The following is a 25652-nucleotide window of genomic DNA, read 5'->3' on the forward strand; positions in this document are numbered from 1 at the left end:
CCAGGGAGGACACCGATGGCGGGACGGTACGGGGGCGGCGGCCAGGGGCGCCGGTACGGCGGCGGGGGAGGCGGCCGGGGCGGCGGGCGCCGTCCCGAGCCCGAGCCCCTACGGGGGGTGCGGGACGACGCACGCCTCTCGGCGGAGCTGCTCCGCATGGACGGCGACTCCTACGGCCGCTACAAGTCCCTGCGGGGCGACTGGGACTTCGGCGACTTCACCCTGACGGTGCAGCGCGTGCAGGCCGACCCGTTCGCCCCGCCCTCGCGCGTGCGCGTGCTCGTGCCGGACGCCGGCATCCCCAGAAGCGCGTGGGGAGATCCGGTGCGCCGCCGCGCCACCGCCGACTACCTGGGCCGTCGTGCCCGCGGACTGCTCCGGGGCTCCCTGCTCAAGATCGACGCCGGGGGGCAGGAGGTCATCGAGCGCTCCTCCTGCCGCCTCACCGACGGCGGCCTCGAACTGCGCATCGGCATCGACCTCCCCGGCCACGGGCGCCGCATCGACGGCCGCACCGCCGAGCGCGAGCTGTGCACGACCCTGCCCGCGCTGGTCGACGACCTCGACTGGGAGGCGGTCGACGCGGCCGCGGCCGAGGCCTTCGCCGACAGCGTCGCCGACACGGTCGCGCTGCGCGCCGGCCTGGAGGGCCGGGGGCTGGTCGCCTTCGTCGCCGACGGCGCGGTCCTCCCGCGCCTGAGCGGTGTCAGCGACGAGCCCATGGCCGACGGGGCGGTGCCCTTCGAGGCGCCGGAGAGCCTGCGGGTGGGCGTGGACCTGCCGCACCGGGGCGCCGTGACCGGGATGGGCGTGCCGGAGGGCATCACGCTCATCGTCGGCGGCGGCTTCCACGGCAAGTCCACCCTGCTGCACGCGCTGGAGCGGGGGGTCTACGACCACGTCCCCGGGGACGGCCGGGAGCTGGTGGTGACCAGGGACGACGCCGTCAAGATCCGGGCGGAGGAGGGGCGGCGGGTCGAGCGCGTGGACGTGAGCCCGTTCGTCCGCAACCTCCCCACCGGCGCGGACACGAGCGACTTCCGCACGGAGAACGCCTCCGGGTCCACCTCCCAGGCCGCCAACATCTGCGAGGCCGTCGAGGCCGGTTCGCGCACCCTGCTGGTGGACGAGGACTCGACCGCCACCAACCTGATGATCCGCGACGAGCGGATGCAGGCGCTCGTCCACGGCGACCGCGAGCCCCTCGTGCCCTTCGTCGACCTGGTCCGGCCCCTGCGCCGCGACCACGGAGTGTCCACGGTCCTGGTCATGGGCGGCAGCGGTGACTACTTCGACGTCGCGGACCAGGTGGTCATGCTGGACGCCTACCACCCCCACGACGTCACCGAACGGGCGGCGGAGCTGGCCCGCGAGCGCACCGACGCCGACTTCGGCGCGCCGCGGGCCCGGGTGGTCGCCCCCGACTCGGTGGACGACACCGCGCGGGGCCGGGGGAGGATCAAGCGCCGCGACACGGACGTCCTCGTGTTCGGGGAGAGCGACGTCGACGTGCGGTCCGTGGAGCAGTTCGTGGACCCGGGGCAGCTCATCGGAGCCGGGCTGGCCCTGCGCGAGCTCGTCGCGGGCCGCCACCTGGACGGGGCGCGTACCCTGGCCGAGGCGCTCGACTCCCTGGAGGAGGCGCTGGAGGCCGAGGGCGTCACCCTGCTCGGCGACGACTTCGGGGGCGACTACGTCCTGCCGCGCCGGTTCGAGGTCGCCGCGGTCCTCAACAGGCTGCGCACGCTCCGCGTCGCCGCCCAGCGTCCGGGCGGGTGAACGCGCGGCCGTTCCGGCCCCGGTCGGGGCCCCGAACGCCGACCGGGGGCGGGAGCCGCGAGGGGCGCGCTCCCGTCGCGTCCCCCGCCTGGAGGAGGGGCGCGTGCGCGCACCCGCGGGGACGCTCCGGCGGCCGGGGTGTGACAGGCGTCCCATCGCAGGCCTGAGGGGGATCCGGTCGGTATTGTGGGAAAGCAGGGCACAGCCTCCCAGGAGGTGCGATGCCGGGCCCTCCCCGGTCGCGCCCCGGCGGTCGGACCGCCGTGAGGACGCCGCCCTGCGAATCCGACCAGTCTTGGAGAAGAGAACCCGGTGCGTGACCCCGCAGATCTGTACGAACTCCATCCCGGCTTCGACGACATCGCCGGGCTGGCGATGCTGGTCTGTCTGGACGGCTTCGTGGACGCCGGACACACCGGACGCCAGGTCGCCGAGGCCCTTTTCGAGCGCTTCGAGGCCGAGGAGGTCGCGACGTTCGACGCCGACCGGCTCGTGGACTACCGGTCCCGCCGCCCGTCGATGACCTTCGTGGAGAACACCTGGACGGACTACGAGCCGCCCAAGCTCGCCCTGTACCGGATGCACGACGAGGAGAACGCCCCGTTCCTGGTCCTGTACGGCCCGGAGCCGGACCGGGAGTGGGAGGCCTTCGCCGCCGCCGTCGTCCAGCTGGTCGAGCGGTTCTCGGTGTCGCTGTCCATCAGCACGCACGGCGTGCCGATGGCGGTGCCGCACACCCGTCCGGTCACGGTCACGCCGCACTCCACCCGCCCCGAGCTGGTGGAGGGCCACACCCCGTGGATCGGCCGGATCGAGGTGCCCGCCAGCGCCGCGGCGATGCTGGAGTTCCGCCTGGGGGAGCGCGGCCACGACTTCGTCGGCTACGCCGTCCACGTGCCCAGCTACCTGGCCCAGTCCCAGTACCCGCGGGCGGCCATCGCCGCCGCCGGTTACGTGGCCGGGGCGACCGGGCTCGCGCTGCCCACCGGCGGGCTGGAGGAGGTGGCGGGGGCGACCGACGTCGACATCGCCGAGCAGGTGGCGGCCTCCGCGGAGGTCCAGCGTGTCGTGGCCAACCTGGAGCGGCAGTACGACGACATCATGTCCTCGCGGACCGATCCCGAGGAACGCCCCACACTCCCGCTGGCCGACGACGAGGCCGGCCTGCCCACCGCCGACGAACTCGGCGCGGAACTCGAACGCTACCTCGCCGAGCGCGAGGGCGACGGAAACGGATGACCGTGTTCTACCAGATTGTCTTCCGCTCGGTCCTGCGCCACATGGACGCCGAGAAGGTCCACAGGATGAGCTTCGCCGCACTGCGCGGCGTGACCGCGATCCCCGGTGTGGCCTCGGCCATGGGGAGGGTCCTCGGCCCGCGTGAGCCCGAGCTCGCCGTGCGAGCCCTGGGGCAGGAGTTCCCGGGGCCGCTGGGCATGGCGGCGGGTTTCGACAAGAACGCGGAGAGCCCGTCCGGCCTGGCCGCGCTCGGCTTCGGTTTCGTCGAGATCGGCACGGTCACCGCCCAGCCGCAGCCGGGCAACCCCGCCCCGCGCCTGTTCCGGCTGGTCGAGGACCGTGCGATCGTCAACAGGATGGGCTTCAACAACGAGGGCTCCGCCCTGGTCGCCGAGCGCCTGCACCACCAGCGGGGCGGACGCCGCCCCGTGCTGGGGGTGAACATCGGCAAGACCAAGGTGACGCCCGAGGCGGACGCGCCCGCGGACTACGCCCTCAGCGCCCGGCGCCTGGCCCGCTACGCCGACTACCTCGTGGTGAACGTCAGCTCGCCCAACACCCCCGGACTGCGCAACCTCCAGGGCGTGGAGCAGCTGCGGCCCCTGCTCGCCGCCGTTCGCGAGGCGCTCTCCGAGGCCGGGCACCCGACCCTGCCGCTCCTGGTCAAGATCGCCCCCGACCTGGCCGACGAGGACGTCGACGCGGTCGCGGACCTGGCCCTGGCCGAGGGGCTGGACGGCATCATCGCCACCAACACCACCATCTCCCGCGAGGGGCTGGCCGCCTCCGCCGAGGAGGTGGAGGCCGCCGGGGCGGGAGGGCTGTCCGGCGCCCCGCTCAGGGAGCGGTCGCTGGAGGTTCTCCGCCGCCTCCGCGCCCGCGTCGGCGACCGCGTCACCCTGGTCGCCGTGGGCGGCATCGAGACCCCCGAGGACGCGTGGGCCCGCATCCGCGCCGGGGCGACCCTCGTGCAGGGCTACACGGGTCTGATCTACGGCGGCCCCCTCTGGCCGCGCCGCATCCACCGCGGCCTGGCCAGGCTGGTCCGCGAGGCCGGATACCGCTCGATCGGCGAGGCGGTCGGCGCCGACGTCCACGGGGCCGGCCGCCCCCAGGAGTCCACCGCCGTCTGACGGCCGCCGCGTCCCGCGGGGCCGGGAACCCCTCCCCGGGGTTCCCGGCCCCGCGGTGCTTCCTGGCGGCCCCCGGCCCCGGTGCGCCCCGACCCGCGCGCTACCAGTACTCGGGGACGGTGACGCCCGCCGCCGGATAGGACTCGCCGGGCTCGGGGTCGCCGACGACCTGGCTGACGGTCGCGAACTCGTAGCCCTCCTCCCGCAGCCGTTCGATGAGCCGCGGTGCGGCGGCCAGGGTCGGCGCGAGCGTGTCGTGCATGAGCACCACCGAGCCCGGCTCGACGTCGTCCATGACGCCGTCCACGATCTCCTCCGGGGACAGGCCGGTCCAGTCCTCGCTGTCCAGGTTCCAGAGGACCTGGGCCATCCCCTGCCTGCCGATCTCCTCGATCACCGGTCCGGAGGTGTCGCCGAACGGCGGCCGGAACAGTTCCACGTCCTGCCCCGTCTGCCGCCGGACCATCGCGCTGACCGCCGCGACCTGCGCGGGGAGCTCCCGGTCGTCGAAGTACTCCGTCATGTGCTCGTGCAGGTCGTTGTGGCTGGCGATCTCGTGCCCCTCCGCGTAGGCGCGCCGGAGCACGCCGGGGCGGGTCAGCGCGGGGTCGCCGTTGAGGAAGAACGTCGCCGACACCTCCTCCTCGGCCAGCAGGTCGAGGAGGGCCGCGGTCCCCTCCGCGGGCCCGTCGTCGTAGGTGAGCGCGACGCACTCGGTCCCCGGGGCCCCGCAGTCCAGGTCCGGGTCGCCGGCGGCGACCACCCCCGGTGCGGTCGGGAGGGACTCCGGGACGGCTCCGGGCGGGTCCACCGCGAGCACGGGCTCCTCCGCCGTCGACGCCTCCCGGGCGCGCTCTCCCAGGTCCGACAGGAGGGGCGCGGCCTCCTCCGACGGCACCACCGCGAGGATCCGGCCCGGTTCCGACGAGGGCGGGTGGCCGACCACCACCGGGGAGAGGTGGCCGTCGTCGAACTCCACGAGCAGGTCGCCGTCGGAGTTGAACCCCATGGAGTCGTAGGTGCGCATGACGGGGTGCAGCCCCTCCGGGTCCACGTCCGGGTTCCCGGCCAGCTCCTCGTGCACGATCCCGTCGAGCCTTCCCAGGGCGTCGTCGTCCGCCAGGAGCTCCGTCGAGTACGCGGTGTGCCCGGTCTCCGCGTCGTACCAGTACGTTCCGTATCCCTGGCGCCGGCCGTGCAGGTCCTCCTCGGTGCGGACCAGGCGCACGCCCAGGACGCCGCTCCCGGCGCCCACGACCTCCCAGTCGACCGCCAGGCGCACGGGGTCGCGGCTGGCCCCGCGGAAGTCCCGCACCTCGCGGTCCACCTGTTCGGCCAGCCGGGAGGCGAACCGGTCGGCCCCCTCGAACACCGGATAGGAGACGTCGATCTCCACGCCGTCCGGCCGGTGGGGGTGGTCGCCGAAGTCCGCGGCGCCACCGGTCCACTCGGCGACCTCCTCGCCGGGTTCGTCCAGGAGCACGGTCATCAGCTCCGGGTCGTCGCCCTCCGCCGCGCCGCCCGTGCCGCAGGCGGTGAACAGCAGCAGCGCCGCCACCGCCGCGCCGGTCCGGTGCGCCGCGCGTCGTGCGGCCCCTCCTGGGCGCCGGGGCCCAGGCCCCCGGTCGAGGCCCCGACGGGGAGCGGTCTGGCCAGGACGGACTCGGCTCGTCGACAACACCGGTCTCCCTCATCCCTGCGCGGGTGCTTACGCGGTTGATGGGAGCAACATAGGGGACGCCGTCCGCGCGCCTGTGGCGGTGACCACATGTGGTCACCGCCACAGGAGGGGGTGCGGGTCCGCACCCGTCCGGAGCGTCGCGGCCGGGGCCGCCGGGCCCCGCGGGCCTCAGGCCGCCTCGTCCCCCTCCGGTTCCCCGCCGTCCCCTTCCGTGTCGGCGGGGGGCTCGGGGGCCCCGTCGACGTAGGCCTCGCCCGGCTCGGTGGCGCCGAGCAGCTGGGAGACGGTGACCATGGTGTAGCCGCGATCGTCCAGTTCCCGGACGATCGCGCGGGAGGCGTCGACCGTCGTGTCGTGGATGTCGTGCATGAGGATGATCGCCCCGGGGGAGGCGCCGTCGACGGCGCGGTCCGCGACCACCGACGACTTGCGGTCCTTCCAGTCGTTGGTGTCGATGCTCCACAGGATCTGGGCCAGGCCCATGTCGGCGGTCACCGAGGCGACCTCCGCGTCGGTGGACCCGTAGGGGGGCCTCATGAGGTCCATGGTGTACCCGGTCTCGCGGTACACCAGGGCCTGCACGGTTTCGAGGTCGGAACGGATCCCGCCCGCTCCGAGCCCGGCCAGGTCGGGGTGGGAGAGGGTGTGGTTGGCCAGTTCGTGGCCCTCCGCGTAGGCGCGCCTCACGGTGCGCGGATCCTCCATGACCGGGTAGCCGGTGACGAAGAACGTCGCGCGGGCGTCGTACTCGGCCAGGATGTCCAGCAGTTCGGGCGTGCGCCCGCCCGGGCCGTCGTCGTAGGTCAGGGCCACGCACTTGGACCCGGGGGCGGAGCAGTCGACGTCCTCGCCCGCGGGCGGCAGGACCCCGGGGACGGCCGTCTCACGGCTGCTCTCCTCCTCCCGGGGCGGGGCCGCGACGGCGAAGTCGCGGACGCCCCGGGTCGCCGAGCGCAGCGCGCGCTCGCCCAGGTCCGACAGCAGGGGGGCGGACTCCGAGGCGGCGACGACGGCGTGGGTCCTGCCCTCTTCCACGGGGGCGACCTGTCCCGCGTCGAACTCCACGACGAGGTCGCCGGCGGGGTTGAACCCCACGGAGTCGTACAGCGAGGCGATCGGGTGCACCGCGTCCGGAGCCGCGGTCCCCGGGAGGGCGTCCCGCACGAGGCCGTTCAGCTCCTCCAGTTCCCCCTGGCCGGCGATCAGGGCGGTGGAGGGGTGGGTCGAGCCGGTGAGGGCGTCGTACCAGTAGGTGGTGTATCCCTCACGGGTCCCCTCGGAGTCGGTCTCCTCACGGGTCACGCGGACCCCGACGATGTCGTCGTTGGCCGCCGTCAGGTTCCACGCGGACTCGAAGGAGACCGCTCCGGGGTTGGCCGCCTCGAAGGCGTCCACCTCGGCGGACAGCGCGCGGTCCAGGAAGTCGCTCAGCGGGTCGGCGTCGGGGACGACCGGGTAGGAGACCTCCGCGGCCACCCCGCCCTCGCGGGCGAGCTCGGCCTCGGCCAGGTCCACCACGTCGTCGGGGTCGACCACCGTCAGCCCGTCGGGCTCGCCGGCGGCGGGCGGGTCCGCCTCCGGTCCGCCGTCCGCCGACCCCGGGTGCGTATCGCTCACGGGTTCGGAGGCGAGCACGCCGGGCGGGGTGACGGCCAGCCAGACCAGCCCCGCGACGACCGCCAGCGCGACCGCGATCGTGGACAGGGGGTGACCGGGGGCCATGGTCGGTTGGGACTGCTTGTTCACCAGGGGTTCTCCACGTACATCTTCAGACGAACGATCGCGGGGAGCACGGGGGAGGACTCGGCCCCGCGACGCTTCATGTCGGTTGTGACGCCGGCCGCGCAACAGGGGTTCGCGCTGATTCCGGCCGGGGGCACAGGGCAGCACGCCGGGTACAGGGGCGGAGGGGTGCTCCCTATACTTGCAGGCGTGGAAGGTACATGCTCCACCCCAGAACCCGGGCCGCGCCCGGAAGGGGAGGGGTGTGTCGCAAGAGGGAACCCGGTGCGACTCCGGGACTGCCCCGCAGCGGTATGAGGGAACGAACGTCGCCATAAGCACTGGTAATCCGGTCGGAAAGGTCGGAAACCGGGAAGCGGCGGCCAGTAGGAGGACGGTGCTCGCGCCGTCCGCGCCCCCGAGTCCGAAGACCTGCCTCCACCCGGCGGCGCACCCGTGCCGCCGGTGGTCCCGTGCCCCGAGGGAGGGCCGAGGAGCGGCGGCAGGCGCACACGCCCACGGCGTGGCCCCGGGCATGCCCGCGTCCTCGCTCACCCCCGTGGCCGGTACCCGGCTTTCGACGAGGGAGAGAAGCTCATGCCCCACACCCCCGAGGCCTCCCGGCCGTCCGTGCGCTCCACCGTGCACGGCTACCCCCGGATCGGCCCGAACCGGGAACTCAAGCGCGCCTGCGAGTCGTACTGGAGGGGCGAGACCGCCGCGGAGGAGCTGGACGGCATCGCCGCCGGCCTGCGCCTGGGCGTCTACGCCCAGCTGCGCGAGGCGGGAGTCGACGACATCCCGTCCAACACGTTCTCGTACTACGACCACGTCCTGGACACCGCGGTCCTGTTCGACCTGGTGCCCTCCCGGTTCGCCTCGCCGGCCGCCGCCGGCGACCGCGACGAGGAGCTGCGCCGCTACTTCGCCCTCGCCCGGGGCGAGCAGGGCGCCCCGCCGCTGGAGATGACCAAGTGGTTCGACACCAACTACCACTACCTGGTCCCCGAGCTGTCGCCGAGCACCCGCCCGCGCCTGGTCGGTGACAAGCCCCTCGCCGAGTTCCGGGAGGCGGCCGAGGCGGGTTTCCCGACCCGCCCGGTCCTGGTCGGCCCGCTCACCTTCCTCCTGCTGGCCAAGGCCGCGGACGACGCCCCCGAGGGCTGGCGCCCCGTCGAGCTGCTCGACCAGCTCCTGGACGCCTACGCCCAGCTCCTCGCCGGCCTCTCCGCCGCGGGGGCCGCCGAGGTGCAGCTGGACGAGCCGATCCTGGCCACCGACGAGGGACGCGCCGCCGTCGGGCTCCTGGAGCGGGTCTGCCGGCGCCTGGGCTCCCTCACCGAGCGCCCCTCCCTCCTGGTCTCGACCTACTTCGGCTCCATCGGGGCGCCCGCACTGCGGGTCCTGAAGGACTCACCGGTGGAGGCCGTCGGCCTGGACCTGGTCACCGACGGCGAGGGCGTCGACGACCTCGTCAAGGTCTCGGGCCTCGGCGGCACCCGCCTGGTCGCCGGGGTGGTGGAGGGCCGCAACGTCTGGCGGACCGACGTCCCGGCCGCCGTGGCCACGCTCGGCACCCTGCTCGCCCTCACGGACGAGCTGACGGTGAGTACGTCCTGCTCGCTCCTGCACGTGCCGATCGACCTCGACGCGGAGACCTCCCTCGCCCCCGAGCTGCGCGAGGCCCTGGCCTTCGCCAAGCAGAAGGCGTACGAGACGGCCCTTCTCGGCCGCGTCCTCTCGGAGGGGGCCGAGGCCGAGTATGCGGCGGGCGGGGCCGGCGGCGGTCCTGGCTTCACGGACGCCCGCGTGCGCGCCCGCCTGGACGCCCTGGGCCCGGACGCCTACGAGCGCCCCCAGGACAGGGGCGCCCCCACGGACACGCCGCTGACCACGACCACCATCGGGTCGTTCCCCCAGACCGCGGAACTGCGCCGCGCCCGCGCCGCGCGCCGCCGGGGCGCCCTGGCGGAGGACGCCTACAAGCAGATCCTCCGGGAGGAGATCGACCGGGTCGTCGCGCTCCAGGAGGAGATCGGACTGGACGTGCTCGTGCACGGCGAGCCCGAGCGCAACGACATGGTCCAGTACTTCGCCGAGCAGCTGGAGGGCTACGCCACCACCGAGAACGGCTGGGTGCAGTCCTACGGTTCGCGGTGCGTCCGCCCGCCGATCCTGTTCGGCGACGTCTCGCGCCCCGAGCCGATGACCGTCGAGTGGATCACCTACGCCCAGTCGCGCACCGACAAGCCGGTCAAGGGCATGCTGACCGGCCCGGTGACCATGCTCGCCTGGTCGTTCGTGCGCACCGACCAGCCGCTGGGCGACACCGCCCGCCAGGTGGGCCTGGCGCTGAGGGACGAGGTCGCCGACCTGGAGCGCGCGGGCATCCGCCACATCCAGGTGGACGAGGCGGCCCTGCGCGAGCTCCTGCCGCTGCGCGAGGAGCGGCGCGCCGCCTACCTGGACTGGGCGGTGAACTCCTTCCGCCTGGCCACGTCCGGTGTGTCGCCGTCCACGACGATCCACACGCACATGTGCTACTCGGAGTTCGGCCTCATCGTCGGCGGCATCGAGGCGCTGGACGCCGACGTGACCAGCGTCGAGGCCGCCCGCTCCCGGATGGAGCTGGTGGAGGACCTGGGCCGCCGCGGCTACAAGCGGGGGATCGGGCCCGGCGTGTACGACATCCACTCACCGCGGGTGCCGTCCGTGGAGGAGATCGAGGGCTCGCTGAGGCTGGCCGTCGCGCACATCGACGCCGGGAGCCTGTGGGTCAACCCCGACTGCGGTCTCAAGACGCGCGGCTACGCCGAGGCGGAGCAGGCCCTGCGCAACATGGTGGAGGCCGCCCGCCGGGTGCGCGCCGACCTGCCCGGCGCCCGCTAGCGGGGTGTTCCGTGCCCGGCCCGGGCGCCTCCGGGGCGAGGCGGCCGGCGGTCTCCGCGAGTGAGCGGGCGCCCAGGGCCTCGGGCCGGGCACGGGGCGAAGCGGACGGGGAGGGGCCGCGGCGACGCCGCGGCCCCTCCCCGTCCCTGCGGTGGACCGGTCAGGTACCGACCACGGCCAGCGCGTCGGCGCCGGCGTTGACCATGATCTCCTCGAGGTTGTCGGGGAGGACCAGGTCCTCCGCGGAGTCCTCGCCCGTGAAGGACGGGTGCAGCTGGTACGTGATCTGGATGTTCAGGTTCGCGGTCCTGACCAGCAGCACGGCCTCAGGGATGAGGTCGCCCACGAAGTCGTACTTCGTGACGATGAAGTGGGCCTCGTCGCCGAGCTCCACCTCCTTGCTCTCCTCCACGTCACCGGCGTCGTACAGGGTGCTGTACTCGCTCTCGCCGGTGATCTGGGCGACCGTGTCCTGGAACTGGCTCGTGGCGGCCTCGACGGAGTCGGCTGCGGAGTAGGGGGTCTGGTACACGATCTCGAAGGAGGCGTAGCCGCCGGGGGGGTTGCCCTCCGGCAGGGTGGCGTCCAGGGTGTCGCAGTACGAGTTCTCGTCGCGGACGGACTTGTTGCCGCCGTCGGTGACGAGGAAGTCGGCCACGACCTGCTCGGTGAAGGCGTCGCAGGGCTCGGTGGGGACCGAGTAGGGGGGCTCGCCGGCGGGGGCCGCGTCGGGGTCGGGCTCCGGGGCCGGCTCGTCGCCGCCGGTCGCCTCCTCCGCGCTCGCGGAGGGCTCGCCCTCGGGCGGGGCCGCGACGGTCGTCCCTTCGTTGCCGTTGGTGACCAGCATGACCAGGACCGCGACCACGAGGACGACGATGACCACGCCGCCGCCGATGACGACCCACAGCCTGGCCCTGCCGCCGCCCTGGGGCGGCTGGGGCTGGGGATGGGGGTAGCCGGGGCCGCCGCCGTAGGGGGGCTGGCCGCCCGCGTACATCTGCTGCTCCGGGCCGGGGAAGCCCTGGCCGGGACCCGTGGGGGCGCCGTAGGCGGGCTGGCCGCCCGTGCCCGGGTCGCCGTAGGGGGCGCCGTAGGGGGGCTGGCCCCCGCTGTTGTCCCCGCCACCGTAGGGGTTCTGCGGTGGTTGGTTGTAAGGTCCGTTTTCGCTCATGGCTCCCCTCGCCCGTGATGTGCTGGCCGTGTTGTCTGGGACGCGTGTGCGTGCCGGTGGGTTCTCACGACTTCCGGGACCGCGCGGCCGTGCCGGAGCGCGGTCGGAGCGGTACAGGGGCCGTGCGAGGGGAGGCGCACCTACCGCCACCGCCTTCCCGCGGGCGAGGGCGGAGGCGTGGGGCCGGGCGTTCCCCGTCTCCGTGAGGAGGATCCCGGGGGACCGGGGGTGCCGATCGTGGGAGGCTCCGGGGGATCCCCGGGCCGAGGTCGGGACCTGTGCATAGTAGCCGCGGGGTATGTCCCCGCGGCAGGCCCGACCAGGGGTAACAGGGTGAATCGTCACTGTTTTGTGTCGGTTGCGTGCGAGATCATGGTTCGCGTGACGCAATCGTGACGCCGACGTCTGGATTCCGCGCCCGCGTCCGGGTAATGGGGCCGCTGTCCGCCGGGGCGCTTCGGCGCCGCGGCCGGTCGGCGCCCCGGCCGCGGCCGCCGCACGGCCTCAGAACATCGAGATGTGCACGTGGTCGAAGTGGTTCTCGGTGAGGTTGCCCCGGTCCGACATCGCGCGCCAGTCGGTGTCGCCGCGGCGCACGTCCCAGATCTGCTGCCGGTAGATGACGTACATGATCCCGTAGTCGTCGGCGTGCTCCATCGCCCACTCGGAGATCGCCCAGCCGCGGTCGACCTGCTCCTGCGAGGGCATGCCGCCGTTCGGGTCCAGCATGAAGTCGCAGGCCCGACCCAGCGGGTGCTCCCCGACGACCCAGCCGCCGACCGCCCGGTAGCAGCCCACGCCGCCCACGTCCCGGCCCTCGCCGAACTCGTCGATGACCCGCTGGCGCATCAGCTCGGTGCGCGGGGTGATGTTGTACTGGCCGCCCATCGGCTGCTCGGGGTGGTCGGCGATCAGCCGGTCCACCTCGGTGCGGCGCTCCTCCAGCTCCTCCAGGTCCGCCTCGACCTCGGCCAGCCGCTCCTCCGCGGCCTCCTGCGCGGTCTCGTCGCGGGAGAGGGCCTGGTCGAGCTGGTCGATCTTGTCCTGGTTGCTGGTGGCGAGGTAGTCGACGACCACGGCCCGGTCGATGACCGTGTCGGGCTCGTCCCCCACGAACAGCGACATCGACGGGTCGATGCCGCCGCTGGTGTAGGTGGCGACCGCCAGGGCGCGCACCTGCTCGCGCGCGGCGTCCACCTCCTCCCGGGTGCCCTCGGCGCGGTTCTCCGCGCGCTCGGCCTCCGCGATGACGCCCTCCATGTCGCGGAGCTCGCCGTTGTAGTCCTCGCTGAGGCTGTCCGCGCGCTCCCGCAGGGAGCTCATGCTCTCGGGGTCCATGGGCGCCGCCGCGAGGGCGGTCTGGGGAAGGACGAGGAAGCTCCCGACCAGGCCCGCGGCGAGCGCGGCCACGCGTGCGCGGCCGGGGCGGACGATCGCCGGGAGTACCCGTGCGAGGCCTTCGCCCCGGGCGCGGTCGGTGGGGTCGGGAGCCCAGAAGTCGGCGAAATCGTCCACTCGGCTCAGGTCGTCGGACTGCACTGTGTGGTCGCTCCTCGAGCCCGCGCACACTCCCGTCGGGCACGGGAGAGGGGCGGGCGCTGCTTCTCGTCTGTTCCCGTACGGGGTCGGGCCGCCGTCGCGGCCCCGCCCCCTGACCCCTCGCGCGTGCCGCGGAGGGGGAGTGGGAGTCACGGGATGGTCATGAGTGTAGGCACTCGCGCGGGGATTGGGGAAAGACGGGACGATTCCACCGGTGGACAAAGGTTGTCAATGTGGTCTAAATAACCTGAATTCGGATGATGATTCAGGTGAAGTGGCTGGTCCGCCATGGTTGGCTTGGGACCGTGAAGGCTCCAGAGCGCGACCAAGCGACCACCATTCCCGCCCGGGCGGACGGCACCGCGGGGTGTCCGGCCTCCCGCCGGGGCCTGTGTCGCGCCCGCACGGGCCTGCGGGCCCGCTCCGGGAACCGCTCGTAGGGAGCCGCCCGCCCGCCGCGCCGATCCGGGCCGCCCCGCGGCGCGGGGGGTGTCGGACCCTCCCGACCACACGGGGGCGCCCGCCCGCCGACCCGCCGCGCGCACCCGCACCGGCGCGTCGCCGCCGCCCGCCCGCGGGGCTCTCCGTACGCTCGGACGTGGGCGTCAACCCCACGCCGAGTCCAGCCCCCCGCGCTCCTGCACAGGGCGCCGTGAGACCACCGCTGAGACGTCGATGGGAAAACCGTGATTGACGCAGTGGGCCTGCACAAGGCCTACAGGTTGAAGAAACACCAGGTGACCGCCCTGGACGGGGTCGACCTGCATGTCGAACCCGGGGAGATCTTCGGGGTGGTCGGCCAGAGCGGCGCGGGCAAGAGCACCCTCCTGCGCTCGGTGAACCTCCTGGAGCGCCCCGACGCCGGGACGGTCGAGGTCGCGGGCGAGGAGCTCACCTCGCTGCGCGGGGCCCGGCTGCGCGCGGCGAGGCGCAACATCGGCATGGTGCACCAGCACTTCGCCCTGCTGTCCTCGCGCACCGTCGCCGGGAACGTGGGCTTCCCCCTGGAGGTCTCCGGCGTCGACAGGACCCGCAGGCGGGCCCGCGTCGGCGAACTCCTCGAACTCGTGGGCCTCGGCGACAAGGCGCGCGCCTACCCCGCGCAGCTCTCCGGCGGCCAGAAGCAGAGGGTCGGCATCGCCAGGGCCCTCGCCTCGGCCCCCCAGGTGCTGCTCAGCGACGAGGCGACGTCCGCGCTGGACCCCGCCACCACCGACTCGATCCTCGCCCTGCTGCGACGCCTGCGCGACGAGCTGGGCCTCACCATCCTCCTCATCACGCACGAGATGGACGTGATCAAGCGGATCTGCGACTCCGCGGCGATCATGGAGAAGGGCGTGTTCCTGGAGTCGGGCCGGGTCCTCGACCTGATCGGCACGCCGGGGTCGCTGCTCGCGCGCTCCCTCTTCCCGCTGCCCGCCAACGGCGGCCCGGAGACGGTGTTCATCACCTACCCGCGCTCCTTCGACGAGCCGTTCATGTCCGAGCTCACCCGCCGCTTCGACGTCGACGTCAACATCCTGGGCGGCGGCGTGGAGCAGGTCGCCGGGCAGTCCGTCGGCCGTCTGAGCGTCGACATGCGCGGCGCCCGCCGCGCCGAGGCGCTCGCCTACCTGTCCGAGCACGGCCTGCTGGTCGAGGAGGCCGGAAAGTGATGACCAACCCCACCGACGCCCCCACCCTCGCGGCGTCCGCGGCCGACGGCGGCAGCGCCTGGGACGCGATCGTCGCGTTCGTCCAGGACTGGCCGAACATGTGGCCCAGCCTGTGGCTGGGCACCCAGGACACCGTCTACATGGTGGTGTGGGCGACGCTCATCAGCGTGCTGGTCGGCCTGCCGCTGGGCGTGCTCCTGGTGTCCACGGACCGGGGAGGGCTGACCCCGGCGCCGGCCGTGCGCGCCGTCCTGAGCGCGGTCGTCAACATCGGCCGCTCGCTCCCGTTCATCGTCCTGATGGTGGCGGTGCTCTCCCTGACCCGCTTCCTGGTGGGCACCACCCTGGGCCCGACCGCGGCGATCGTGCCCCTGAGCATCGGCGCCATCCCGTTCTTCGCCCGCCTGGTGGAGACCTCCCTGCGGGAGGTCGACCGCGGCGTCGTCGAGGCCGCGCACGCGATGGGCACCCGGCGCTTCACGATCGTGGGCAAGGTGCTGCTGCCCGAGGCCCTGCCCGGCCTGATCGCGGGCCTGGTGATGACCGTGGTCGCCCTCATCTCCTACTCCGCGATGGCGGGCGCCATCGGCGGCGGGGGACTGGGGGACCTGGCCATCCGCGAGGGCTACCAGCGGTTCAACGACCACTACCTGTGGGCCACCGTCATCCTGCTGATCGTGATCGTCCAGATCGCGCAGAGCATCGGCGACCTGCTGGTGCGCCGCCTGTCACGGCGCTGACCGGGTCCCGTCCGACGGCCGGCGACCCCGGGGGCGGGCCGCGGGCCCGCCCCCTCCCGCACTCCCCCGACCCCCCGATTTTTCTGACCGACGAGGAAGGAGACAGCGATGACCGGGAGTACGAGGGCACGAGTGGCGCGGGGGGCCGCCGCCGCGGGGTTGGCCGCGGCCGTGCTGGCGGCCTGCGGCAGCCCCAGCGAGCGGGCCCAGGAGGGCACGGACGCCGAGGGGCTGACGACGCTGAGGATCGGCGCCACGCCGATGCCGCACGCGGAGATCCTGGAGTTCGTCGACGAGAACCTGGCGGCGGACGCGGGCCTGAACCTGGACGTGGTGGTGTACACCGACTACAACCAGCCCAACGCCGCCCTGTCGGAGGGCGAGCTGGACGTGAACTACTACCAGACGGCGCCCTTCCTGGACGAGTACCTGGAGGGCAACCCCGACGCGGACCTGAGCTACGTGTCGGACGTGCACCTGGAGGCGTTCGGCGTCTACTCGCAGGAGCTCACGGACCTGGCCGACCTGCCCGAGGGCGGAGAGGTGGGCGTCCCCAACGACACCTCGAACATGGGGCGCGCCCTGGAGCTCCTGGCCGCCGAGGACGTGATCACGCTCGCCGACACCGGCGGGAGCGCCCCCTCGGTCGACGACATCGAGGAGAACCCCCTCGACCTCACCGTCACGCCGGTGGAGGCCGCCCAGCTGCCGCGCTCGCTCCAGGACCTGGACGCGGCCGTCGTGAACGGCAACTACGCCCTGGAGGCGGACCTGCCCGCGACGGCCAACGCCCTCGCCTGGGAGGGCACCGAGGACAACCAGTACGCCAACGGCCTGGTCGTGCGGTCCGAGGACGCCGACGCCGAGGACGTGGTCAGGCTCGACGAGCTGCTGCACAGCGACGAGGTGCGCCGGTTCATGGAGGAGCGCTGGGAGGGCATCGTGCTCCCCGTCGGCGGCGGGGCCTCCGAGGACTGAGCCCCCCGGGGGCGCCCGCGCGCGGCGCAGGCGCCCCCGCGTAACGGTTGGGTTTCGGCCTGCATCCGGTCGATTGACATCGGGGTACTACTCTGTTTGTTTTATGGGAGCGCTCCCACAACGATGTCCCCTCGTCACGGAAGGTGCGTACCGAAGAAGTGAGCAACCGCAACGATTTCCCCGAGGGCTTCCTCTGGGGGGCGGCGACCGCCTCGTTCCAGATCGAAGGCGCCACCACCGAGGACGGCCGGGGCCGCAGCATCTGGGACACCTTCGCCGAGACACCCGGCAAGGTCCTGGGCGGCGACACCGGTGACCCCGCCGACGACCACTACCACCGCTACGCCGAAGACGTCGCGCTCATGAAGGAGATGAACCTCGGGGCGTACCGCTTCTCCGTGGCGTGGCCGCGGATCGTCCCCGAGGGCTCCGGCGCCGTCAACCAGGCCGGGATCGACTTCTACGACCGCCTCGTCGACTCCCTCCTGGAGGCCGGGGTCCAGCCCTGGGCGACCCTGTACCACTGGGACCTGCCCCAGCCGCTGGAGGACGCCGGGGGCTGGCCCGCCCGCGACACCGCCTACCGCTTCCGCGACTACGCCCAGGTCGTCGCCGAGGCCCTCGGCGACCGCGTCGGCCACTGGATGACCATCAACGAGCCCTGGTGCTCGGCCTTCCTCGGCTACCACAACGGCCACCACGCGCCCGGCCACAAGGACGCGGCCCAGGCCGTGGCCGCCACCCACCACCTGCTGCTCGGCCACGGCCTGGCGGTGGAGGCCATCCGCTCCACGGGGCACCCGGCCAAGGTCGGGCTGGCCCACAACCAGGCGGTCATCCGCCCCCACGGCCCCACCGCGGCCGACGCCCGCGCCGCGCGCCGCGCGGACGGGGTGCGCAACCGGATCTTCACCGACCCGCTCTTCAAGGGGCGCTACCCGGCGGACGTCCTGGAGGACCTCGCCGAGATCAGCGACTTCTCCTTCGTCTCCGACGGAGACCTGGAGACCATCTCCGCGCCGCTGGACTTCCTCGGTGTGAACTACTACTCGCCGGAGTTCGTCGCCGCCTCCGCCAAGGGGCTGGACCCCGAACTGGTCAGCGGCGAGGGCGGGAACGCCTGGCTGGCCTCGGACCCGGAGGAGGTGCACGTCTCCCAGGGGCTCCCCGTCACCCACATGGGATGGGAGATCGACCCCACCGGGCTGTACGACGTGCTCCAGCGCCTGGCCGGTGAGAGCGGCGGCATCGACCTCTACGTCACCGAGAACGGCTGTGCCTTCGAGGACACCGTGACCGAGGACGGGCGGGTCCACGACACCGAGCGCACCGACTACTACGAGGGCCACCTGAGGGCCGCCGGAGAGGCCGTCCGCGCCGGGATCCCCCTGCGCGGGTACTTCGCATGGTCGCTCCTGGACAACTTCGAGTGGGCGTGGGGATACTCCCGCCGGTTCGGGATCGTGCACGTCGACTACGAGACCCAGCGCAGGACCGTCAAGGACAGCGGGCTCTGGTACGCCACACTTGCTGGGACGGGCCGGTTCCCCGAGCGGTAGGCGCGGGCGTACAGGCGCCGGCGGCCCGGTGGGCCGCGGACGGCAGTGGGGCGTCCTCCGGGGCGCCCCACACCGTCGTTCCCGGCGGGACGACACCATGAGAGCGTCCGTCGAACACACCGCCGCCCCGGGGCCCGCCCCGGGGCGGCGGAACACGAACCCCAGAGGGAGCCTCGAAGTGGCCAAGAGCGGTGGCGGTCGGCAGCGTCCGACCCTGGAGATGGTGGCGGAGCGGGCCGGGGTCGGCCGCGGTACCGTCTCCCGGGTGATCAACGGCTCCGCCCAGGTGAGTCCGCACACCCGGGAAGCCGTGCACAACGCGATCGCCGAACTGGGCTACAGTCCGAACCAGGCCGCGCGCACCCTGGTCACCCGGCGCACGGACACGATCGCGCTGGTCGTCTCCGAACCGCGCGACCGGTTGTTCGCGGACCCCTTCTTCGCCGACATCATCCGCGGCGTCAGCTCGGTCCTGCACGAGCGCGACCTCCAGCTGATGCTGACCACGGCCCGTACCGAGGCCGAGCACAAGCGCGTGGGCGACTACCTCAGCGGGTTCCACGTGGACGGGGCGCTCCTGGTGTCCCAGCACCGCGACGACCCGCTCTCCACGCGCCTGGCCGAGGCGGGCGTGCCGGTCGTGCACGGCGGCCGTCCCCACTCCCCGGACCAGCCCGCCCCGTACTGCGTGGACATCGACAACTACGGCGGCGCCCGCGCGGCCACCCGGTACCTGCTGGACCGCGGTCACCGCAGGGTGGCCACCATCACCGGATCGCTGGACATGAACGCCGGCCAGGAGCGCCTTCGCGGCTACCGCGACGTCATGGCCTCGGCCGGGATCGAGGTGGACGAGCGCCTCGTGGTCCGCGGGGACTTCAGCGTGGAGGGGGGAGCCGAGGCCATGGCGCGCCTCCTGGACACCGGTCCGGCGCCGGACGCCGTGTTCGCGGGCTCCGACATGATGGCCATCGGCGGCATGCGCGTGCTGCGCGAGCGCGGGCTGCGGGTGCCCGACGACGTGGCCCTGGTGGGCTACGACGACACGGTCATGGCCCAGCACAGCGACCCGCCGCTCAGCACCATCCACCAGCCCACGGTCCAGATGGGCCGGGAGATGGCGCGACTGCTCGTCGACGTGGCGATCCCCCGCACGGTCGAGGCCGAGACGGTCACCCTCGACACCCACCTGGTGGTGCGCGAGTCCGGCTGACCCCGCGCCGCGACGCCCCGCGAAGCGCCTCTGACCCGGCGGTTCGCCCCCGGCCCGGCTGGACTCGCGTACCACCGCTGTGCAAGGCTGGTCGCGATTTCGCTGGAGACGGTGGGAGCGCATGGAGCCGATGCGGGGACCGACACACACCCGGTGCGCGATTTCGTCGTGCGGGTGGTGCGACCAGGACGGCGTCGAGTGCCGGTTCTGTTCCGGAACGGGATGGTGGCGGCCCGAGCGGCCGCACCGGGACGGGAGCGGTGTGATCGTCTGGCTCAGGGTCGACGAGCCGTGCCGGGGGTGCGCCGGGACGGGCAAGGAGCACAGCCCGACCGCTGTCCTCTGAGGCGCTTCCGCTCCCGCGTGGAAAAGGAGAAGCGCATGCGCTGGGTGACCTATCTCTCGCCGAGTGGCGGGGGCGAGCGCGTCGGGGTGCTGGAGGACGGGGACGTGCTGGGCAGTCCCGACCCCGGCGGCCTGGCGGACCTGCTCGCGGCGGGCGGCGACGCCCTGGCCGCGGCCGGCGGGCGGGCCGCCGCCGCGCCGGTCGAGATCATCGTCGAGCCGGAGGCGCGCATGTGCGCACCGGTGACCCCCACGGCCCTGGTGCCGGCCCTGGTCGGCGGCGAGGTGTGGGAGATCCACCCGGAGCTCGTGCAGGGCTCGGACGACGCGGTCCCGCCCGCCGCGCGGACGGCGCTGGTGGGCGTGGCGGCCGTCGCCGGCGGCGACGGTCCGGCGAGCGCCTACACACCCGCCTGCCTGTGGCTGGACGAGGGCGGAGCCGCGGTGCAGCTGAGCCTGGGGCCCGTCCTGACCACCGCCGACGAGGTGCCGGGGGCGCCGCTGGAGCTGAGCGCCTCGGTGGACGACAGGGAGGTCGGCCGGGGGATCGCGGACCCGGCCGACGCCTGGCTGGTGTCGGGCCCCTCCGGAGCGGGCCGGATGCGCGTCCTCCTGCCCGTCTCCACCCCGCGCCTGGACGAGGACGACGAACTGTTCGTGGACGCGGGCGTCCTGGGGACCTTCGAGGTCCGGGTCGGCTCCCAGGTCTGAGCGGCGCCGGGGCCGGGACCGCCGTCAGGGCGTGAACTCCCAGTGCCAGGGCTCGAACCCGCCGCGCGCCCAGGGCGGGTTGTCCCAGCCGTACCCGGGGGCATGGGCCAGCATCCACTCGTGTTCGGGGGACCCCGCCTCGTGCACGCCCCCGCACAGGTCCACGGCCACACCCAGCCCGTGCCGGCTGGTGCCCGGGCGCGCGGCCATGCCGGGCACCATCTCGTGGAACAGGCTCACCTGCTCGTGGTAGGGGCGGTAGGAGTCGGTCACGCACATGGGGCGGCCGAACGCCTCGCGGTAGGCGCCGTCGAGCTCTATGAAGGCCTCGGCGGCGTCGGCCCGCAGCCGTTCGCCGGGCTGGGGGAGGGGGCACAGCACCGACTCCGGCATGCGGCCGTTGGCATGGGCCGCGGCCTCCCCCCGCGCGCACCCCGTGTCCGCGGCGGGCGATTGCCGCGCTTCCCGGCCGTTTCTGTCATCGCTGGCATTGTTCCGTTCACCGTTGTCTCCATCGGTGGATGACAACGCCGCGCGCGCGTTGCGCAGGGTCTCCTCACGGCGCCGCTCCCTGCCCCCCGCGTCGCCGACCTCCGCGAGCCGGGCCTCCAGGCGGGTCTGCTCCTCCAGGAGCCATGCGGTCCGCTCCTCCTGGGCCGTGACGGCCTCCACGGCCTCCTCGCGGGCCGCCGCCGCTGCCTCCACCGCCTCCGCCTGCTCCCGCTCGGCGGTCTCGGCCAGGCCGTCGACGGTGTCGGCCACGACCCGCGCAGCCCCTGCGCGGTCCAGTTCGGCGGCCCTGTGCTCCCCCAGTACGTGCAGGAGGGCTCCGCGTTCGAGCATGCCCGAGGGGCCCTCGGACCCGCCCCACGCGTGCACCGGTCCCACGTCGGCGCCCATGTAGACGGCCGCCGCCTGGCGGGCGGCGGCGATCCTGGCCTCCTCGCCGCGCTCGCCGGCGGCGTCCGCGCGCTCGGCCGCCTCGGCGCTCCGTTCGGCCAACTCCTCCAGGCGCTCGCTCTCCTCCGCGTAGCGCTCGATCTTGCCGAGGGCCTCCTGTCGTAGGACCTCTGTGCCCGCGCGCAGTTCGGCCAGCTCGACGCGCACGTCCCCGAGGGTGGCCGCCCCGGTCGTGTCGTCGGCCGCGGCCCCCGGGGTCGCGAACAGGGTGAGAAGGGCCAGGAGACCCAGCGGAAGTGCGGCGGTGACCGAAATGGACCGGTTCCGGGAGGCGGCTTCCCTTCCTGGGACCGGACCGTCCGAATGCGTTCCGCTGCGCACGGTAGCCGCACCGGGGCAAGGCGATGCACGCATCTCCGCTTCCTCCTCAGGACCTGCGTCTACGTCTTGTCACGATGTCATGTCGGGGGAGTCTTGATGGGGAAGCTGATGGTGTGTCCAAAAAGTTACCTGGCCACCTGAGTGGGTTTCGGTCGCTATGTCTGACCTGGGGGATTAGCCATAATGCCGACATTGAGGGCATTATGCTGCTAGGCGGACGAAGATGATCTTGTCCATCGCCGTCAAACGGCGGAAGCGATACCTTCGCACGCATTGGTACGCTATCCACCGCACGCGCACCTCCTGAAGCTTTTGGGTGCGCGCAGCCTCTCCTCCCAGGCGAGTCCGGCGGACAGTCTTCACATCTCCCCACATTCCCCACCGCTCCTGGTTCGGTGGCCCACGTGGTCCCCACCGTTTTTCCCCGAAGAGTCTTCGGCCGGAGTGGTCGGCCCCTGGGGTCCAACCAACCGCTCGAGGCGGTGACACGAAAGGTTGCGAGGGTCCGTGTCGACACGAGCGACAAAAGACGGGGCCAGCGCTCAGAGCGCGGCGGCGCAGGCCGAAAACGCCGACGCCGCGCCCCAGCGCAGAGCCAAACGGTGGCAGCCACGCAACTGGCGGGTGCGCTCCCGGCTGGTGGCCCTCATCGTCATCCCCACCGCCGTGGCGCTCGCGCTCGGCGGACTGAGGGTCTACGAGGCAGCGGTCTCCACCGTCACCCACGCGCACATCGAGGACCGCGCCGAGATCGGCGTCCTCATCGTGCAGCTGGCCAACCAGCTGGGCCGCGAGCGCACCGCGAGCGCGGTGTACATCTCCGACAACGCCGACCCCGCGCGGCGGTCGGACGACCTCCGGCAGGAGATGGAGGACCAGCGCAACGCGACCCGCGACCTCCAGCAGAGCCTCACGGCCCGGCTCGACGACATCGGCGAGGTCGAGGGCTCCCTCGCCAACAACCGGCTCACCGGCATGCGGAGCCAGATCGCGACCCTGGACGCCCTGCGCACCGAGGTCGACGAGACCCGCATCACGGTCCTCCCCGTCGTCACCAAGTACCGCACCGTCTCCCGCGCGCTGACCGAGTTCAACCAGACGATCGCGGACGACACCGGCGACACCGCCCTGCGTGAGAGCGTCCGGACGCTCACCGCGCTCTCCAACGCGCGCGACCAGCTCTCGTACGAGACGGCGCTGATGAGCCACTCGCTGGCCCGCGACTCGATGACCGGCGGCATCTCCGAGGCCATCGACTCCAGCCGCGCCCGCTACGAGAACGAGATCTCGAACTTCGTCCAGGCCGCCTCCACCGAGCAGCGCGCCGTCTTCGACGAGCACTTCACCGGCCTGGAGGTCAGCCAGGTCTCCACCATGCGCATGCGCGTCATGTACCGCGCCGAGCGCGACGACCCGCTGACCGGTGTGACCGCCAACGACGGCCCCGACGCGTACAAGGACATCGCCGACGTCGCGCTGGAGCGCCTCCAGACGGTCGAGGAGGAGATCGCCGAGGGCATCGCCGCCGAGGCCAACGACCTGCGGGCCGGCGCCATGATGCGCGCCCTCACCGACCTCCTCGTCGTCGCCCTGGTGCTTCTCGCCGTCTTCGTCCTCACCTCCCTGGTGGTCCGCTCCCTGGTGCGCCCGCTGCGCACCCTGGAGGACGGCGCCCGCCGGGTCGCCGAGCGCGACCTGCCCGACGCGATCAACCGGATGCAGGAGGCCGGCTCGGTCCCCGAGGCGGTCAAGGTCACCCCGATCGAGGTCGAGAGCAACGACGAGATCGGCGAGGTCGCCCGCGCCTTCGACGACGTCCACCGCGTGGCCCTGACCCTGGCCTCCGACGAGGCGGCCCTGCGCAGCAACGTCAACGCGATGTTCGTCAACCTGTCCCGCCGGAGCCAGACCCTGGTGGAGCGGCAGCTGCGCCTGATCGACGGCCTGGAGCAGTCCGAGCAGGACTCCGACCGGCTCTCCGACCTGTTCCAGCTGGACCACCTCGCCACGCGCATGCGCCGCAACAACGAGAACCTGCTGGTCCTCTCCGGTCAGGACAACACCCGCAAGTGGGCCCAGCCCGTCCCGCTGGTCGACGTCCTGCGCGGCGCGGTCTCCGAGGTCGAGCAGTACGAGCGCGTCAACGTGCGCGCCCCCTCCCACATCTCGGTGCTCGGCCGCCCGGTCAACGACGTCATCCACCTCGTCGCCGAGCTGGTGGAGAACGCCACCTCGTTCTCCCCGCACGACACCGAGGTCCTGGTCAGCGCCAAGACCCTCGACAACGGCGGCGTGCAGGTCGACGTCACCGACAGCGGCATCGGCATGGCCCCGGAGGACCTTGCGGCGATCAACGCCCGCCTGGCCGCCCCGCCGGTCATCGACGTCGCCGTCTCGCGCCGCATGGGCCTGTTCGTGGTCTCCCGCCTGGCCCACCGCCACGGCGTCAAGCTCAGTCTCGAGGAGGCGCACGGCGGCGGTACCACCGCCCACGTCACCTTCCCGCCGGACCTGCTGATCACCCCCGTCGAGGGGCAGCACGCCCTGGGCGTGGCCGACAGCCGGCCCGAGCTCACCTCCGGGGCGCCGGACACCTTCGCCGACGCCCAGGCGGCCTTCGCCTCCAGCCCGGCGGCGAGCGAGCCCGGCGACCCCTGGCAGACCCAGGGGGCCGACTCCGGCGCGGGCGACTTCGGCGGACTGCCCAAGCGCCAGCCCGGCACCGTCCGCTCCGACGAGCACCCGCCCAGCGGCCAGGACCTCTGGCAGAGCAGCGGCTCCGACGTCTGGGGCACCGCCAAGGGCTCCGGGACCACCGGGGCGGACGCCGGCGCCAACGGCCGACCGGTCGTGGACCCCTACGACACGCCCGAGGACGACGACCGGGGCCCGAAGCCGGAGACCGGCGGACGCAGCCTCTTCGACCCGGCCCCCCGCTCCGACGCGGGGAGCGACTCGCCCTTCCGCGACAACGGGTCCGCCGACCGCTCCTCCGACACCGGAGCGTTCGGCCGTCCCGCCGACACCGGGTCCTTCCGCCGCCCCGTCACCGACACCAGCGCCTTCCGGCGCCCGGCCGGGGCCGCCGACTCCTACGACGCCTTCGGCAACACCGGGTCGGCGTCGCAGGGCGGCGGACAGTCCGAACGGAGCGTCTTCGGCAGGGACGAGGGCGCGGGCCGCGACGCGGGGGCCCACGAGCGCCCTGCGGCCCCGGCGCGAGGGGACGACACCGAGACCTTCCCGGCCGTCGCCTCCGACTGGAACGCCGGAACCCAGCAGCCCCAGGCCCCCTCGTCCAACGAGACCGGGAACTGGCGCTCGGGCGGCGGCGACACGCGCGAGGGCTACGGCTCCACCGCCTACCTCTCCCGCCGCTACGGAGGGACCCAGGGCCCGAACAACACCGTCGTGCCGCCGAGCCCGTCGGGCGAGGACAACGACTCGCTGCCGATCTTCGACGCGATCGAGTCCAACTGGTTCAAGCGCCGCACAGGCGGGCCCACCGTGGACACGACCGAGACCGGTCCGATCCAGCAGGTCGACCCGAACCAGGACCGCCGGGCGCAGCCGACCCGGTCGGCCCAGCGCCCCCAGCCCGCGGCGAACGGTCAGGACACCCGTTCCGAGCAGGAGTGGAACTCCGCGGCCGACCGCGGCTGGAAGGCCGCGCGCACCGCAGCCGAGCCGCTCGCGGGCGGCCTCACCACGTCGGGCTTGCCAAAACGGGTTCCCAAGGCAAACCTTGTCCCAGGAACAGCCCCCAAGCCGGAGAACTTCAAGCAGATGCCCACTCGTAGTGCGGACCGTGTCCGAAACCGCTTCTCTGGTTTCCAGAAGGGTGTCCGCGACGGCCGGAACCAGCTCGGCGAAGGTACGGAGGAGTGACCCCAGTGCAACCTGGTGGGACGGGGTCCCCCTTATTCGGGGAAGCCGGATGCAATAGCATCTACCGAGCTTCTCGGACGCGCCGCACCCACGGCTTGACCAGAGCAGAACACCAGACTCCCGGCCACC

17 protein-coding genes and 1 riboswitch are annotated in these 25652 nt (G+C 73.2%); of the genes, 12 read left to right on the forward strand and 5 right to left on the reverse strand.

Features of this window, described 5'->3' with window-relative positions; translation table 11 throughout:
- The first annotated feature begins 15 nt into the window (after positions 1–15).
- From ACFQBR_RS01565 to ACFQBR_RS01575, 3 genes are all read left to right on the forward strand, one after another.
- Positions 16–1779, forward strand: coding sequence for an ABC-ATPase domain-containing protein (locus tag ACFQBR_RS01565; protein ID WP_344176258.1), 1764 nt, complete (start codon positions 16–18; stop codon positions 1777–1779).
- Positions 1780–2091: 312 nt separating this feature from the next.
- Entirely contained in the window at positions 2092–3018 is a 927-nt protein-coding gene (locus ACFQBR_RS01570) for a proteasome assembly chaperone family protein (RefSeq protein ID WP_267945905.1), read from the forward strand.
- Positions 3015–4151, forward strand: a complete 1137-nt coding sequence (locus ACFQBR_RS01575) for a quinone-dependent dihydroorotate dehydrogenase (protein ID WP_267945904.1) — start codon at positions 3015–3017, stop codon at positions 4149–4151. Before ACFQBR_RS01570 ends, ACFQBR_RS01575 begins: the two co-directional genes overlap by 4 nt.
- Positions 4152–4251: 100 nt before the next feature.
- Here ACFQBR_RS01575 and ACFQBR_RS01580 read toward each other — a convergent pair whose 3' ends face one another.
- Together ACFQBR_RS01580 and ACFQBR_RS01585 are read right to left on the reverse strand one after the other, a co-directional pair.
- Positions 4252–5829 (reverse strand): polysaccharide deacetylase family protein, encoded by a 1578-nt coding sequence (locus tag ACFQBR_RS01580; RefSeq protein WP_378551786.1) that lies wholly within the window; start codon positions 5827–5829, stop codon positions 4252–4254.
- 171 nt (positions 5830–6000) lie between these two features.
- Positions 6001–7554: a polysaccharide deacetylase family protein gene (locus ACFQBR_RS01585; protein WP_344176367.1), complete on the reverse strand. Its 1554-nt coding sequence runs from the start codon at positions 7552–7554 to the stop codon at positions 6001–6003.
- 262 nt (positions 7555–7816) lie between these two features.
- Positions 7817–7991, forward strand: a riboswitch (cobalamin riboswitch).
- A 160-nt stretch (positions 7992–8151) separates the two neighbouring features.
- Here ACFQBR_RS01585 and metE point away from each other — a divergent pair.
- The gene (gene metE, locus ACFQBR_RS01590) at positions 8152–10443 is read left to right on the forward strand and encodes a 5-methyltetrahydropteroyltriglutamate--homocysteine S-methyltransferase (RefSeq protein WP_344176263.1); all 2292 of its coding nucleotides are present in this window, start codon (positions 8152–8154) and stop codon (positions 10441–10443) included.
- Between the two features lie 160 nt (positions 10444–10603).
- Here the strand turns inward: metE and ACFQBR_RS01595 are convergent, their stop codons facing one another.
- Positions 10604–11614: a DUF3558 domain-containing protein gene (locus tag ACFQBR_RS01595; RefSeq protein WP_344176266.1), complete on the reverse strand. Its 1011-nt coding sequence runs from the start codon at positions 11612–11614 to the stop codon at positions 10604–10606.
- Between the two features lie 504 nt (positions 11615–12118).
- Positions 12119–13153 (reverse strand): coiled-coil domain-containing protein, encoded by a 1035-nt coding sequence (locus tag ACFQBR_RS01600; RefSeq protein WP_267945901.1) that lies wholly within the window; start codon positions 13151–13153, stop codon positions 12119–12121.
- Positions 13154–13851: 698 nt separating this feature from the next.
- Here ACFQBR_RS01600 and ACFQBR_RS01605 point away from each other — a divergent pair.
- From ACFQBR_RS01605 to ACFQBR_RS01635, 7 genes are all read left to right on the forward strand, one after another.
- Positions 13852–14808, forward strand: a complete 957-nt coding sequence (locus ACFQBR_RS01605) for a methionine ABC transporter ATP-binding protein (RefSeq protein WP_267950466.1) — start codon at positions 13852–13854, stop codon at positions 14806–14808.
- Complete coding sequence (locus tag ACFQBR_RS01610; protein ID WP_378551789.1) at positions 14805–15548, forward strand: methionine ABC transporter permease; 744 nt, start codon at positions 14805–14807, stop codon at positions 15546–15548. Before ACFQBR_RS01605 ends, ACFQBR_RS01610 begins: the two co-directional genes overlap by 4 nt.
- 108 nt (positions 15549–15656) lie before the next feature.
- Positions 15657–16526, forward strand: coding sequence for a MetQ/NlpA family ABC transporter substrate-binding protein (locus tag ACFQBR_RS01615; protein WP_344176270.1), 870 nt, complete (start codon positions 15657–15659; stop codon positions 16524–16526).
- A 158-nt stretch (positions 16527–16684) separates the two neighbouring features.
- Entirely contained in the window at positions 16685–18085 is a 1401-nt protein-coding gene (locus ACFQBR_RS01620; RefSeq protein ID WP_267950465.1) for a GH1 family beta-glucosidase, read from the forward strand.
- Positions 18086–18263: 178 nt separating this feature from the next.
- Positions 18264–19298 carry a LacI family DNA-binding transcriptional regulator gene (locus ACFQBR_RS01625; RefSeq protein ID WP_267945898.1) on the forward strand — a complete coding sequence of 345 codons (1035 nt, stop codon included), beginning with the start codon at positions 18264–18266 and terminating at the stop codon, positions 19296–19298.
- Between the two features lie 121 nt (positions 19299–19419).
- Positions 19420–19644, forward strand: a complete 225-nt coding sequence (locus ACFQBR_RS01630; RefSeq protein WP_267945897.1) for a hypothetical protein — start codon at positions 19420–19422, stop codon at positions 19642–19644.
- 35 nt (positions 19645–19679) lie between these two features.
- Positions 19680–20354: a hypothetical protein gene (locus ACFQBR_RS01635; protein WP_267945896.1), complete on the forward strand. Its 675-nt coding sequence runs from the start codon at positions 19680–19682 to the stop codon at positions 20352–20354.
- Positions 20355–20378: 24 nt separating this feature from the next.
- On the opposite strand, the gene ACFQBR_RS01640 is transcribed toward ACFQBR_RS01635, so the two are convergent.
- Entirely contained in the window at positions 20379–21461 is a 1083-nt protein-coding gene (locus tag ACFQBR_RS01640) for a M15 family metallopeptidase (RefSeq protein ID WP_344176272.1), read from the reverse strand.
- 798 nt (positions 21462–22259) lie between these two features.
- Between ACFQBR_RS01640 and ACFQBR_RS01645 the strand changes: the two genes are divergently transcribed.
- On the forward strand, positions 22260–25523 hold the full coding sequence (locus ACFQBR_RS01645; protein WP_344176369.1) for a sensor histidine kinase: 3264 nt from the start codon (positions 22260–22262) through the stop codon (positions 25521–25523).
- Positions 25524–25652 lie beyond the last annotated feature (129 nt).

It is taken from the genome of Nocardiopsis tropica, assembly GCF_042660575.1.
In the GTDB taxonomy this organism is placed as follows: domain Bacteria; phylum Actinomycetota; class Actinomycetes; order Streptosporangiales; family Streptosporangiaceae; genus Nocardiopsis; species Nocardiopsis tropica.